The organism is Frankia sp. CcI49, from assembly GCF_001983215.1.
GTDB classification, from domain to species: domain Bacteria; phylum Actinomycetota; class Actinomycetes; order Frankiales; family Frankiaceae; genus Parafrankia; species Parafrankia irregularis.
Window position 1 is genome coordinate 78,127 of record NZ_MOWP01000011.1, and the last position, 13,552, is coordinate 91,678.

The window sequence follows — 13,552 nt, forward strand, 5'->3', positions numbered from 1 at the left end:
CGGTAGCGTGCAGAGCCGATCGCATTGCGTATGCGGTCGGTTACAGGCAGCTGGCCTTGTTGACCTAGGGGGTGAACTGGTGCAGGTCCCCGCGGCGCGCATCGTGTTCTCGCAGGAAGACCGTGCGGAGGTCGCGTCAGTCGCGGCCGAGGTACTCACGACCGGCGCAATGACTCTTGGCAGGCAGACCCAACAATTCGAGGCGGCCTTCGCCGCGGCACACGGTGCTCCGTACGCCGTTGCAGTGAACAGTGGAACGGCCGCGCTTGAGATCATCCTCAGAAGTGTCGACGTGGACGGATTCGACGTCGTCGTGCCGACGAACACCTTTGCGGCCACTGCTTTCGCCGTCCTGCGGGCGGGCGGAACCCCCATCTTCGCCGATGTGAGTGCGGACACGTTCGCGTTGAGCCCCCAGACCGTCCTGGCCGCGGTGACCCCGCGAACGAAGGCGGTGGTCGTCGTGCACATCGGTGGGCTGATTCCGCCGGACATTGACGAACTGCGAGCTGTTCTCGATGAGCGTGGGATCGTGCTCGTCGAGGATGCGGCGCACGCGCACGGATCAAGCCTCGCCGGCCGGTGCGCCGGTTCCTTCGGAGTCGCCGGATCGTTCTCCTTCTATCCGACCAAGCTGATTACAAGCGGTGAGGGTGGAATGGTCGTCACCGCGGACGAGCGCCTGCGTGACGAGGCTCTCGTCTATCGGGACCAGGGCAAGGCTGGATTTCTCGGCAACATCCATATCAGGCAGGGATACGCCTGGCGGATGAGTGAGGTACACGCGGCGACCGGTCGGGTGCATCTGCGTCACCTCGACCGGTTCCTGGACCACCGGCGTGGCGTCGCTGCCTGCTACGACCTGGCGATCGACGAGATGGGGGTGGACCGGCCGCGTGCGGTCGAGGGCGGAGTGACTAACTACTACAAGTATCCGGTCCTTCTTCCGCCGGGCGCTGATCGTGCCCGGGTGAAGTTGGAGCTGCGAGATGGTCACGGAGTTTCGCTTGCAGGCGAGGTGTACGAGGTTCCGCTACATCGGCAACCGGTCTTCGAAAAGTTCGCGCGGTCCGGTCTGCCGGTGGCGGAGGACATCTGTGCCCGGCACGTGTGCCTCCCGTTGCATTCCGACATGACCGAGGCGGAGGTCGAGCACGTCATCGCGTCTTTCCGTGCGGTTGTGCGCGCTCTGGAACTGGACGGGGCGGCGCGATGAGGATCGCCGTCACCGGAGGCTCCGGCTTCATCGGCGGTCACGTCGTCGATCGTCTGCTCGACGCCGGCCACGAGGTCCTGTCCCTTGACCTGGCCACCTGCTCCCGGCCGGATCCGCGCGCGGTCTACCGCGAGATCGACGTGCTGGACCTCGAGGCGCTGACCGACGCGTTCGCCGGTGTCGAGGTCGTCTTTCACATCGCCGGCATGTCCAACGTCGACTTCGCCTTCGCGGACCCGGTGCGCACGGTCCGCCTCAATGTCGAGGGCACCGGCAAGGTCTGCGAGGCGGCCCGGCACGCCGGTGTCAGGCGCGTCATCTTCGCCAGCACTGTCTGGGTCTACGGAGCCGCGGCCGACCCCGCCGACCTGACCGACCTCTCGGACCCGTCAGGCGGCCGGATCCCGCCGCCCTCGCCGCATGCCGACGGCCCGGAACCCGACCCGCTCACCGAGGACGCCCAGATCGTGCTCGCCCGCGCCGGGCATGTCTACACCTCGACCAAGCTGGCGGCCGAACTGCTGCTGCAGAGCTATCTGCAGACCTACGGGCTCACGTTCACGATCCTGCGGTACGGCATCCCCTACGGCCCCGGTATGCGCGACGAGCTGGTGCTTGCCAGATTCGTCAACAACGCGATGGCCGGCCGCCCGCTGACCGTCGCGGGTGACGGCAGGCAGTTCCGGAAGTACGTCTACGTTCGTGATCTCGCGGATGCGCACGTGCTCGCGCTCGCGGATGCCGCGGAGAACACGACCATCGCGCTCGAGGGCAACGAGCGGGTGAGTGTGCTGGAGATGGCGCAGGCTGTCCAGGCGTACTTCCCGTCGGTGGCGATCGAGCGCATTCCCGCCCGGCCGGGGGACTTCCGTGGCCGGGAGATCTCCGCGCAACGTGCGGCGGACCTTCTCGGCTGGCGGCCGACAACGCCGTTCCGGGACGGGGTTCGGCAGTACATCGAGTGGTATCAGGCAAACCGGCAGCCACCTGCGGCGGCTGCGCCATCCGTCGGGGATCTCGGCGTCTCCGCGGCCTCATCGGAGTGAGCGTGACGAAGATGGACGAGATCAGTGGAACTGTGAGCGAGACCCTTGCGGAAAGCGGGGCCGAGTCGCGGAGAGGCAACGTGCTGTTGCTCTCCGGCTCACTTGGAATGGGCCACGACGTGATGGCGGAGGCCTGCACGACCTCGCTGGAACGCCGCGGGTTCACCACCCGCACGGCGGACAGCCTGCGGATGACGGATGGTCGTAACGGTGCGCTGGGGCAGAACGTCTTCCGTGGCCTGATCGCCATTCCCGGTGTCTACGACGCGCTACATTTCTCCCAGCTCCGCACCGGGGGCCGCGTCGCCCGCGCGATCGAGCAGACGTCCAGCAGGTTTCTGGTGCCGCGCCTGCGTGAGGACCTGCAGGCCCAGCCGGTGGACATGGTCATCTCGATTTTCGCCTCCGCGGCGGCGGCGGTCAGCCGGCTCAAGCCGGAGTTCCCGGGCCTGGTTACCGCCGTGTTCTCCTCCGACTGCTGTGTGCACCGGATCTGGGTTCAGGAGAACACCGACCTGTTCCTCGTGACATCCCAGACCGCTGCCCGCTACGTGCGCAGGTTCTCGCCGCAGGCACGGGTCGCCGTGGTGCCGACACCGGTGCGGACGCCCTTCTACGACCCGCCGACCCAGGAGGAGGCCCGGGGCAGTCTCGGTATTCCGCTGGAGAGCCGGTGCGTGCTGCTCATGTCCGGTTCCTGGGGCCTGGGCCCGCTGGTGGAGGCGGCCGAGGCGCTTGCCGCCGCCGGTGTGTGGGTCCTCGCTGTCGCCGGGCGTAACGAGAAGCTCGCCGGCCAGCTCGCCGCGCTCGCGGAACGAGACCACCGGGTGATCCCGTTTGGATTTACCAACCGGATTCCTGAGCTGATGGCTGCCAGTAATCTTGTGGTCACCTCTTCGGGAGACACTTGCAGTGAGGCCCGTGTGATCGGGCGCGATCTGCTGCTGATGGACGTCGTGCCCGGGCATGGGCGGGACAACCTCCAGAAGGAGCTCGACCGCGGTCACGCCGAGGTGACGAGTACGGATTCGCTGTCCCTGACCCGGTCGGCGTTGGCCTGCCTGGATCGGGTCAAGCCGCCCTCGGAGCGCGTTGTCGGCACCCCCCAGGCGTGGGAGCAGGCATTCGGTGCGGCTCTTGCACAGGTGGGCTTGGGCGCCAACTGGTGAGGCAGCGAGTTACCCGGGTCGGGGTGACCTACCCCGGCTCGGATGCCGTCATAGGCGGATGGGACGCTGCGGGGGTGAGCCGAGCATGAACACGGCGCTCGTTGTCGGGCTGCCCACAACCGTCGTCTCCGCGGCCCTGTATGGGGTCGCTCCGCTGATCCAGGCGATGGCCGCGCGCAGGGAGGAGGCCGGAACCGGGCTTGGCCTGGGGCTTCTTGCGCGTCTCGCGACCCGTCCGCTGTGGCTGGTCGGCCTTGCCGTCGAGGCAGGGTCGTTCCTGCTGGAGGTCTACGCGCTGTCCGTGGCACCGRTCGCCCTGGTGGCGCCGGTCATGGCGCTCGACATGATCGTGTTCACCCTGCTGGCCCGCCGGCTCCTGGGGGAGCACATCAGCCGGGGCGGCTGGAGCGGGGTGGGCCTCATGGTGGTCGGCGTCGTGCTGCTGGCCTATGCGTTCCAGCATCACGCCGAGGTCGGAAGTCCCGCGGGCAACGACGTACTGCTCGCGTTCCTGGTGCTGGGGTTGATCTTCTCGCTGCTGTGTGCCTTCGGTGCGAACCTGGCCTCCGCCCGACAACAGATCGCGGGCGCGGCGCTGGGCTTCGGGCTGGCGGCCGGGGTCAGCTACGCCATCGCGACGTTGGCCACCCGGCAGATCGGCCTGGCGGTGAACGAACGCCGCAACGGTGACTCCACGTTGATCGACCTGCTGTCGACGCCCACGCCGTATCTCCTGGTGCTCTTTTCTGTGCTGGCGCTCGGGCTGGAGCAACGAGGCCTGCAGGGGCGTGCCGCGGTGATCGCCTTTCCGGTGACCAGCGGGGTCTCGGCCTTTCTACCCGTGACACTCGGGCTGACCCTGTTCGACGAGCCCGCGCCGGACGGCCCGCGCCTGATCGCGTTCGTCATCTCGCTGGTTCTGGTCGCGGCTGGTATCGCCGCGCTCGGCCGGGACCGCTCGGCTGCCAACCGGTCGATCGAGGACGAGGAGGCGCCGGCAGACGCGCCGACGGACGAGACGCATTCGGGGGGCACGCACTCAGGTGGCACGTACCCGGGCGGCGACGCGCGCTCCGGGGGCCGGCACTCGGCCGACACCGTCGTGGGAGCCGGTGCCAACTACGGCTCGATGGGGGGCGAGGGCGGCTACCGGCGTTTCGACGGCACCGATGAGGACGACGAGGGCTGGCCGGGATCGGCGTCGCCGGGCGGCCCCCGCCTGGGCGGCAGTGGTTCGGTACCGCGGGGCGCCCAGGGACGGGGTCCCGAAGCAGGTTCCGGTGACCGGTTCGGACTTGTTCGCGACCCATTGCGGAGTGCGCAGGGCTGAGTAAAGATGGATTTTGTGTCTGAAATGTTCGGCGGCTCGGTCGTGTCTGGTGACTCGGTCGTGTCTGGTGGTTCTGTCGTGTCTGGCGGTTCTGTCGGTCGGTGAGAGCCRCACTCGGCCGGGATTGGTGGGTCGCATGTATGCGGACGGCTCGGGGTTCGGCAATCCTGGCCACCAGGAGCAGGGATATCAGGTCGTCTCCGTCAGCCTGCCGAGCGACCTGCTGGACGTCGTGTTGCGCCGGGTGGGTCCGAACGGGCTGTCGGCGTATGTCACGCAGGCCCTGTGGCGGCAGGAGCCGCGGGCATCTCTGATCGATTTCCACCGCTGGACCGCGGCGCTCAGCCGAGTGGCGCTGGAGCAGGATCAGGCTCGGGCCGAGCCGCCTGCCCTGCACTGACTCGCTGCCACCGCAGTGGCGTGGACGGCCGGGCGCCCGGGCGATCGGGGGGTGAACCCGGGCGGCCGGCCACGACGACTATCTCACGCACGGCATCTGGAGAGTTACCAAGAGTTTCTGAAAGTGCGCATCGCGTGAGCGGCTCTACGGATAGAGCTGTATTCGCGGCGGCTCGCCCCTTCTGATCTGGTATGCCGCTGCGATGGTTCCGCGGTGCCGGCTCCTGCGCTGTTGGCCTTCAGGAACCGGCACCCGGTGTGCGGCGACACGCGAAGGGCTCCCGCGCCTCAGAACCTGAGCGCCCCAGAGGTCCCGCGCCTCAGAGCCCCAGCGCTTCGGAGCCCAGTGCCGTGCTGCCCTGGTGGGCGCCGGCGGTGGGCGTGAAGCGATCGATGGCCTTGCGGACCCGGGAGTTGGCCTGCGCGAAGCTGATCTTCCCGTCGACGTAGGCGGCGAGGGCTGTGCGCCGTACCCGCTCCACACGTGGATCGGGCAGAGGAGTGTTCAGCAGGTTGGTCGTGGCGGTGGCCACGGCAATCACCTCCCGGTACCAGGGGAACAGGCGGACTACTACGAAAACCGCGGCGGAGTGGACACCCCGACTCGACCGGACCCGGACTCGCCGGAACCCGGTGGAGACGCGACTACGGCGGTGCGAGGCGGTGGGCGGACAGCCCGGACCGCGCGCCGCTACGAGGAAAAGGGCGTGACGGTCTGGCTAGCGCCGCAGTCGGGCCGGTGCGCGTTCGGTGGCCTTCACGGGATCGCTCCTCCGCTACGAGATGGGCGCCGTGGTGGAGCTGAGCCCATCGAGCGGAGCCCATCCTCAACGCTACATAGYCGCAACATTTGTCACCTTCAGTCAATGATGACCGGGTGAACATCTACAGAGTGCGTGACGGTGGCCGGTTACGCAAGAGGCGATGAACGACCACCTGCGTCCTCGTGGCGGTGCTGCCCGGTGCGGGACGCTCCGGACTCCGCCAGCCCGGGCACCCGCGTGCGGTGCAGGTCGAAGCGGCGGTTTCCGCGGGGCCGGCTGCCGGCGGGCCGTCGGCAGCCGCGAACCGCCGGGGCCGTCGAGGTACCGGCCGGTGTGCCCGTCACCGGTCGGGCGTCGGGCGAGCGCTCCTCAGGGGCGGTCGATGGCCGTGACTGTGCGTAGGGCCGGCGGGTCGTCGAACTGGCCGTCCCGAACGCCGGCGAGGAAGGCGCCCCACTCGGCGCCGCTGAAGAGGAGCATCGCGCCGAGGGGAGCCTTCGAGTCGCGGACGGCGACGCCGCCGTCGATGTGCGCCACCTCCACGCACATCCCGCCCTCGCCTCCGCTGTGGCGGCTCCTGATCCATTCCAGCGTCGCCGGGTCCGCCACTGTCGGTTTTCTGGACGTATTCACCGAAAATCCTCCGAAGCGTCAGAAATCAGGACCAGGGAGTCCGCCGGGCTCAGTGCGGACGCCATCAGATGATCGAGCCTGACTCTATAGCGGCGAATTTCGGAAGGGCGTTCTAGGTAGAGGCTTCCAGCCCCTTTCTCTATATAGACCACATCGTGATCCGTCTCATCCGCAAAGCTCAGAACGGAGAACGTGCTGCCCAGCCCGGCATGTGCCCCGACAGCGAAGGGAAGTACCTGAACGGTGACATTCGGGAGCTCGGCCGCCTGGGCGACCTGCTGAAGCTGGCGGTTCATGGTGGTGGTCCCGCCCACCGGTCGCCGGAGCACGGCTTCGTCGAGAATGACCCAGAGTCGGGGTGGGTTCTCGTCGCGCAGCCGTGACTGCCGGTCAAGCCTGAGTGCCACCCGGCGTGCGATCTCGTCGTCGGAGGCCTCCGGCAGGCTTGCCCGCATCACCGCCCGTGCATAGTCTGCGGTCTGGAGCAGGCCGTGGACGAGCTGCGGCTCGTAGACGCTGATCGAGGAGGCATCGGCCTCCAGGCCGATGTAGACCTCGAACCAGGCGGGGACGACATCCTGGTAGGCCTGCCACCAGCCGTGCCGCCGGGACTCGCGGGCAAGAGCGAGCAACGCGGCGCGGTGCTCGCCGTCAGGAACCCCGTACAGCGCCAGCAGGTCGGCGACATCCCTGGTGCGTACGGGTATTCGCCCGTTCTCCAGTCGGCTGATCTTGGACGTGGAGCAGCGCAGTGCTTCGCAGGCCTGTTCGACCTCGATGCCCGCGGTCTCCCGCAGCCGGCGCAGTTCCGCGCCGAGTCGACGACGGCGCACGGTCGGACCGCTGTTCCTCGCTGTCACCGCGCCCTCCTGGGGTACTCGTCCGCGATGCCCACTGAGTGGCGATCGTGGGGACGCATTTCGTCACGCATCCACAAACTGATCGCATAGATAGTGCGCAATCTGTAGCGAAACCATCACACAAGACCTTGCATATGCGTGGTGCAAGCTCCATGCTGCAGAAGCGGTGCTCACCTTGAGTGGCGAAATCCAGCTCCTGGGTGAGATGTTGTCGATGAATAGACCTACCAAGGGGAGCGTCGGTGCTGGTCGGGACGGCTTGGGTAGCCACGGCTCGACGCGGCCCCGGGCGCCCCGGGTACCTCGTGCGCTTCGGCTGCCCCGATGGGCCGGTGCAGCCCTCCGGGTGGGCTGGTGCAGGGGTCCGCCACTCTGATCGTCTCAGCGATCGCGGCGTGTGTCCGCCGGTGCGGGCATCCCAGCAGAACTGGAGTCCCGTTGAATCGTTATTCGCGTACCGCATCCGGCTGTGGCAGACGAGTCCGGCCGGCGATGCCACGGCCGGTGGAGGGCGGAGATTTCGACCCGTCGTCGATGTTCGGGGTGATCCTCCTCTCCGGGGGCGCGCGTCGCGCACGGCGAATCGTCCTGGCCTTTGACTCCGCATCCGAAGCGGATGCGTTCGCGGTCGAGAACCACTACGTGGACTACCTGGTCGCGCCGTTGTCCTTCCTGTCGCCGACCGGTGTCCGTGGGCTTCGGTGAAATGCGTGGTGAAACCGCCCGAACGGCGGGGAGAAGCGAGGATGATCAATGATGATCCGACGATTCCTGGTTTTTGACGGAGACGGCGAGCTCGTCGGCACCTTCGCCGGCTGGGAGGACGCTCATACCTGGGCGCACCTGCGGTCCGCCGAATCGGCGACCGTCGGCCCGATCCAGGTGGAGGACCGTGCCGAGCGCCGCACCTGGACGGTGAGCGCGGACCACTGCCGGCTGACGGTCTGGCGGCGCCAGGTCGAGTACGGTTACTGCCTACCGCCCTCGCCGGCACCGGTACCGCCGTCGACCTTCGTGCCACCGTCGGCGCCGCCCCCGGGCACGGTCAGCCCACGTCCGCGTAACCGGCTGCGCCGGCAGGTCACGGCCTCCTGAGCACCGCCGAGCGGGGCGCCGTCGTTCGGATCAACGCCGTACGGATCAACGCCGTACGGATCCGCGCAGTGYGGATCGCCCCAGCCACGCCGTGAGCGGGACAGGCGCCGCCAGCAGAACAGGAGCAGCGCCGCCAACAGGCCGAGCGCCGCCGCGAAGTAGCTGTTCGCGCAGGCGGTCTGCCAGGCATTGTGCGTGAACTCGACGTTGTCGCCCCGAGGCACCCACCAGATCGGCGCAAGGGCAGCCAGGGAGTAGCCGGTCAGCGCCGCGGCCCGGCCCCAGGGCGGTCTGGCCGGGTCGGCGAACAGGCAGAGCAGGAGCGGCACCAGCCAGACCCAGTGATGGCTCCAGGAGACCGGTGAGACGAGCAGCCCGGTCAGGGCGCAGGTCGAGGCGCCCAGCAACGGCTGACCGGTGCGGCACAGGAACACCGCGGCGGCCAGCCCGGTGACGAGCAACAGCCCCGCGATCGGCAGGTAGAGGGGCTGTGCCTGGTCCTGGCCTGCCAGCAGGCGTGACAGCACGCCCAGCAGCGACTGGTTCCCGACGTACGGGACGCCGCCCACGTGGTCCGCGTCCAGCATGGTGTGCGTCCAGAACGTGGTCGAGGGGCCGGCGCTTACCGCGAACCCGACCGCCACGGTGACGCAGAACGCGGCCGTGCCCGTCATGGCGTCACGCCACCTGCCGACGCACAGCAGGTACAGAAGGAAGATGAGGGGCGTCAGTTTGATCCCGGCAGCGATGCCCACCAGGGTGCCGCGCGGGAGGAGCCGGAGCCGACCGAAGAGATCAACCATGATCATGAGTGCGAGGATCGTGTTGATCTRGCCGAAGCTGAAGGTGTTGCGAACAGGTTCGAGCAGTAGCGCGAAACCGGCGACAGCCCCGTGGGTCAGGATCCGTCCGCGCCGATCCGACCTGGGCCGGGGCCGCACCGCCTCGTTCGACAGCGCGTCCATCGACACCGCGCCGAAGAAGTAGAGGCTGACCAGCAGGGCGGTGGTCCACAGAGTCTGGGCGACCCACGGCGGCGGAAGCGAGATCGGCGCGAAGAGCGCGGCGGCGAAAGGCGTGTAGGTGAACGGGAGCCCGGAATCGGGCTGCAGCCGCGCATAGGGATCCGCGCCGTCGAGGACCGCGGCGCCGCCCAGGCGGTAGACCGCGAGGTCCACCAGCCTGCTTGTCACGGCGAAGTAGAGGAAAGCGCTGGTGAAGACGAGTCCGAGCGCGATCCCGACGACGCGAAACGCAATCCGGGGCTGGATCCGCCGCAGAGTTCCCGGCAATGCGTCTTCCACAGCTGGCCCCCCGGTCAGTGGGCCGCGTGAATCTCACGGCGCACCTGTCGGGGTCGCCACGGCGACCTTCGGGCACACTCGCTGCCGGGTGGATCCCGGTCAGGCCCGAAGGAACTGTATTCCCCGAAATGGCCGGTGGGTGTGGCGGGGTCCGCTATGAGCCGCTGGAGGTCTCCGGCGCCGAAATACCAACGACGGGGCGCAGGGAAGGCAACGGCCGACAACTGTTCGTGGTGCAACTATTCCGGCTGGCTGCCCGGCCGGTCGGCCGAAGCCGTCGTAGCGGACCCGACGGCCGCGTATGCGAGTCTGGAGAGGCCGGTGACCCGCAGCGGGTCCTGCCGGTTCGCCCACAGCCTGCTCCCGAGCGCTTCGACCGGTCCGACGTCCTCGACCATCGCGAGGCCGTGGCGTGCCAGCAGGGCGTGGACCTCCTCGGGGTGCAGGAATGTCAGCCACGGCTCGCCCTGCTGGGCAGCTATCGGTGCAACCGCTTCCACATAGGCCTGGCCATCGGTATCGCGCACGCCATCGGGAAGCATGTATTCCAGCACGATCTCGCTTCCCGGCGCGAGCGTGCCGACGACTCGGAGCACCTCCTCCACCGCGGCGCGCGTGAGATAGAAGGTGACGCCGAGCCAACCCACGAAGACGGGCCGGCTGAAGCTGAACCCGACGTCGCGGAGCAGGGCGTCCAGTGGCTCGGAACCGAGGTCGATCGGCAGGAACCTGACATTTTCCGGCACCGGAATTCCGGCCTCGGCCAGTCGCGCGATTTTCCAGCGGTGGGTGGCGGCCTGGTCGGCCTCGAATACGGTGATGCCTGCGGCCAGCGGCGATCGGTAGGCGAACGAGTCGAGGCCCGCACCGAGCAGAAGGTACTGGGTCGTTCCGCGTTCGATCGCCTGGCGAAGTCGGTGTTCGGTGTAGCCGGCGCGGGTGGTCACCATGGCACGGGCGTTCGCGAGTACCAGATGCGAGCCGTACAGGCGGTGATAACCGATAAGGTCATCGGCGCCCTCGCCCAGCATCGTCGATGCGAGCGGGTCCGAGAACAGAAATGGTTCGGAATCGACGAGCAGATGGGCTGCCCGGGCAGCGGCAGCGGTGAGCGCGGTCTGGCTGGGTCGATCATCCGTAGGCATGCGAATGAACCTACCGACAGCTTTTCAAGCTAACACAAAACGAAATTAATTTCAATGATCTGGCGGGGTGTGTCGCGATTGGTTGTGACGGGTCGGGGTGCTCAGCGGGCCGAGTGGTGATCGTCCAGCTGCCGTAGGAGGCGGACAAGCTCCGCGCGTTCGGCTGAGGTGAGTGGCGCGAGCAGCTCCTCCTGGGACTCGTCGACGAGTCGGTCCAGGGCACTCAGGTGGTCGCGTCCGGCGGGGGTGATCGTGACGATGTTGCGGCGGCGGTCGGCGGGGTCGAGGGTCCGTTCGACATATCGGGCGTCAGCCAGGCCGCCGAGCACCGCGACCATGTCGCTGCGGTGGATGCCGGTGCGTTCGCTCAGCGCCGCCTGGCTCGCCGGGCCGCTGTCGCGCAGCGTGACCAGCGCCGAGTAGTGCCAACGGGTCGCGCCGGCGGTGGCGAGATGGGCGTTCGAGATCCGCTCCGCGTGCAGTGCGCCGCGGCCGAGGAGTCGGCTGGTCAGTGACCGCAGGCGGGCGGGGACGGCGGCGGGGTTGATCGGCGCGTGGTGGTCGTGCTCCGGCATGGACCGCATCCTAGGCGCTTGCGTTGGTGTTCCCAACGATTTACCGTTGGGAACATAAACGTTAGTCAGGCGAACGGAAGTGGACGATGATGATCGAGCGGACGATGACGATCGAGCCTTTTCGGATCGACGTACCCCAGAGCGACCTCGACGACCTGCACGCCCGCCTCGACCGCACCCGCTGGCCCGACGAGCTGCCAGGCGTCGGTGACGAGTTCGGCGTGGCGCTGGGCAGGGTCCGGGAGCTGGCCGACCACTGGCGCCACCGGTACGACTGGCGTGCCGCGGAAGCCGAGCTGAACAGCTACCCGCAGTTCGTCACCGAGATCGATGGCCAGCGAATCCACTTCCTGCACGTGCGCAGCCCGCGGCCGGATGCGCTCGGCCTGGTGCTCACGCACGGCTGGCCCGGGTCGATCGTGGAGTTCCTCGACGTGATCGGGCCGCTGTCGGCCGACTTCCACGTGGTCGTCCCCTCGATTCCAGGCTGGGGCTTCTCCGGCCCCACCCACGAGCGCGGCTGGGATGTCGACCGGGTGGCGCGGGCCTGGGCGGAGCTGATGCGCCGGCTGGGATATCAGCGCTACGGCGCTCACGGTGGTGACTGGGGCTCGGCGATCTCCCGGGCGTTGTCCGCCCACGACGCCGAGCACGTCGTCGGTATCCACCTCAACTACCTGCCGACCCCGGCGGTTCCCGGCGACCCGGACCGTGCCGAGCTCACCCCACAGGACCAGGAGCGGCTCAGGCAGACCGAGGCCTACCTGCAGGCCCAGCCCGGCGTCCGGCAGATCAACGGCACCCGGCCGCAGACCGTGGCCTACGCGATCAACGACTCGCCGGTCGGTCTGCTCGCCTGGCTGCTCGACGTGATGACGATGTGGGCGGCGGATGATTTCCCGATCAGTGATGACCGGGTGCTCACCAACGTGACGCTGTTCTGGCTGACCGGCACCGGCGGCACCGCGCCGCGCCTGCACCGGGAAACCAGCGGCCCGCCGTCGTGGCGGACCGTCCAGCCGGTGGGTGTCCTCGTCCTGCCCGAGGACATCACCCGCTCGGTCCGGCCGTACGCCGAGCGCCGGCTGCCGATCACCCACTGGACGGAGGCCGACCGCGGCGGTCACTTCCCCGGGCTCGAGGTGCCTGAACTGCTCGCGGCCGACATCCGGGACTTCTTCCTGAGCCTGTGAACGCCTTCCTGAGCCTGTGAACGCCGCCGTCGTCAGGCGGGTACCTGGCCAGGCGGGTACCTGATCAGGCAGCCACGGCACCCGACGGGACGTGGGGGATGGCCGAGGCGGGATCAACACCCGCGAACGCCAGCCCGATGACGAAACCGGCGACCTCCTCGAGCTGACGCGCCCGGCTGAGCGGCCCCAGCACCGCCGGCACGCCACCGACATCCCGGACGAGATCGCTGGTGATCCGCAGTGCCGTCTCGTCGTCGCCGCAGATCGCCACCGTCGGCCCCGGGGCGCCGTCGCCGTCGCCGTCGCCGTTGCCGGGAGCGCGCGTCCACTGGTCGGCCGGGAAGAGATGGAACGCCTTCACGACGTGCGCTCCGGGGGCCGCCGCGGCGATCTGGCCGGCCGCGCCGCCAGGGTGTTCGGGAAGCAGCACACCGACGCCGTGCTCGACCGCGTTGGTCGGGTCGATCAGCGGGGTTCCCGCAAGCTGGCCGTCGGCGGCGCCGGCGCTGCGCAGAATGTCCTCGATGCCCTCCCACAGCACGGCGAGCAGCACCGCGTCACGGCCCGCGGCGGCCTCCCGCGGGGTGCCCGCCCGGGTCGGCCCGCCCAGGCGCTCGGCGAGCGCGTCCGCCTTCGCGCGGGACCGGCCGCCGATCACCAGTTCGTGCCCGGCCTGGACCCAGCCTCGCCCCAGGCCCTCGGCCAGACCGCCCGTTCCCAGAATCCCGATTCGCATGCTCTCCGGTCCCCTCTCGTCCGCGCTCTGCGCTCTGCGTTCCGCGCTCTGCGCTCTGCGCGGAAACGCGCGTCGAAAACGAACGCT

The 13,552-nt window shown here is 68.7% G+C and carries 14 protein-coding genes; 7 read left to right on the forward strand and 7 right to left on the reverse strand.

Annotated elements, in window-relative coordinates; translation table 11 throughout:
* Positions 1-79: 79 nt before the first annotated feature.
* The 5 genes from CcI49_RS10810 (at position 80) to CcI49_RS10830 (ending at position 5,161) form a co-directional block, all read left to right on the forward strand.
* Entirely contained in the window at positions 80-1,216 is a 1,137-nt protein-coding gene (locus CcI49_RS10810) for a DegT/DnrJ/EryC1/StrS aminotransferase family protein (protein WP_054568507.1), read from the forward strand.
* The gene (locus CcI49_RS10815; protein WP_054568506.1) at positions 1,213-2,262 is read left to right on the forward strand and encodes an NAD-dependent epimerase/dehydratase family protein; all 1,050 of its coding nucleotides are present in this window, start codon (positions 1,213-1,215) and stop codon (positions 2,260-2,262) included. The genes CcI49_RS10810 and CcI49_RS10815 overlap by 4 nt, the downstream gene beginning before the upstream one ends.
* An 11-nt stretch (positions 2,263-2,273) precedes the next feature.
* Positions 2,274-3,431 (forward strand): glycosyl hydrolase, encoded by a 1,158-nt coding sequence (locus tag CcI49_RS10820; protein ID WP_054568636.1) that lies wholly within the window; start codon positions 2,274-2,276, stop codon positions 3,429-3,431.
* An 85-nt stretch (positions 3,432-3,516) separates the two neighbouring features.
* A complete protein-coding gene (locus CcI49_RS10825) occupies positions 3,517-4,761 on the forward strand; it encodes a hypothetical protein (protein WP_076826101.1) in 1,245 nt (414 codons plus the stop codon).
* Positions 4,762-4,897: 136 nt separating this feature from the next.
* Positions 4,898-5,161: a hypothetical protein gene (locus CcI49_RS10830; RefSeq protein WP_006545474.1), complete on the forward strand. Its 264-nt coding sequence runs from the start codon at positions 4,898-4,900 to the stop codon at positions 5,159-5,161.
* Between the two features lie 319 nt (positions 5,162-5,480).
* Here the strand turns inward: CcI49_RS10830 and CcI49_RS10835 are convergent, their stop codons facing one another.
* The 3 genes from CcI49_RS10835 to CcI49_RS10845 all read right to left on the reverse strand — a co-directional run bounded on the left by CcI49_RS10835 (position 5,481) and on the right by CcI49_RS10845 (position 7,417).
* Complete coding sequence (locus CcI49_RS10835) at positions 5,481-5,693, reverse strand: hypothetical protein (RefSeq protein WP_054568504.1); 213 nt, start codon at positions 5,691-5,693, stop codon at positions 5,481-5,483.
* 600 nt (positions 5,694-6,293) lie between these two features.
* Complete coding sequence (locus CcI49_RS10840) at positions 6,294-6,557, reverse strand: DUF397 domain-containing protein (RefSeq protein WP_054568503.1); 264 nt, start codon at positions 6,555-6,557, stop codon at positions 6,294-6,296.
* Positions 6,554-7,417: a helix-turn-helix transcriptional regulator gene (locus CcI49_RS10845; RefSeq protein WP_054568502.1), complete on the reverse strand. Its 864-nt coding sequence runs from the start codon at positions 7,415-7,417 to the stop codon at positions 6,554-6,556. Before CcI49_RS10845 ends, CcI49_RS10840 begins: the two co-directional genes overlap by 4 nt.
* Positions 7,418-7,909: 492 nt before the next feature.
* On the opposite strand from CcI49_RS10845, the gene CcI49_RS10850 reads away from it, so the two are divergent.
* Positions 7,910-8,122, forward strand: coding sequence for a hypothetical protein (locus CcI49_RS10850; protein ID WP_076826104.1), 213 nt, complete (start codon positions 7,910-7,912; stop codon positions 8,120-8,122).
* 263 nt (positions 8,123-8,385) lie between these two features.
* On the opposite strand, the gene CcI49_RS10860 is transcribed toward CcI49_RS10850, so the two are convergent.
* The 3 genes from CcI49_RS10860 to CcI49_RS10870 all read right to left on the reverse strand — a co-directional run bounded on the left by CcI49_RS10860 (position 8,386) and on the right by CcI49_RS10870 (position 11,536).
* Entirely contained in the window at positions 8,386-9,816 is a 1,431-nt protein-coding gene (locus CcI49_RS10860) for a glycosyltransferase 87 family protein (RefSeq protein ID WP_076826106.1), read from the reverse strand.
* A 239-nt stretch (positions 9,817-10,055) separates the two neighbouring features.
* On the reverse strand, positions 10,056-10,961 hold the full coding sequence (locus CcI49_RS10865) for an SAM-dependent methyltransferase (RefSeq protein WP_076826109.1): 906 nt from the start codon (positions 10,959-10,961) through the stop codon (positions 10,056-10,058).
* Between the two features lie 101 nt (positions 10,962-11,062).
* Positions 11,063-11,536, reverse strand: a complete 474-nt coding sequence (locus CcI49_RS10870) for a MarR family transcriptional regulator (RefSeq protein ID WP_076826111.1) — start codon at positions 11,534-11,536, stop codon at positions 11,063-11,065.
* 104 nt (positions 11,537-11,640) lie between these two features.
* Here CcI49_RS10870 and CcI49_RS10875 point away from each other — a divergent pair, with 104 nt between their 5' ends.
* Positions 11,641-12,729 carry an epoxide hydrolase family protein gene (locus CcI49_RS10875; RefSeq protein WP_076826262.1) on the forward strand — a complete coding sequence of 363 codons (1,089 nt, stop codon included), beginning with the start codon at positions 11,641-11,643 and terminating at the stop codon, positions 12,727-12,729.
* Positions 12,730-12,793: 64 nt separating this feature from the next.
* Here CcI49_RS10875 and CcI49_RS10880 read toward each other — a convergent pair whose 3' ends face one another.
* On the reverse strand, positions 12,794-13,465 hold the full coding sequence (locus tag CcI49_RS10880; protein WP_076826112.1) for an NAD(P)-binding domain-containing protein: 672 nt from the start codon (positions 13,463-13,465) through the stop codon (positions 12,794-12,796).
* Positions 13,466-13,552: the final 87 nt, after the last annotated feature.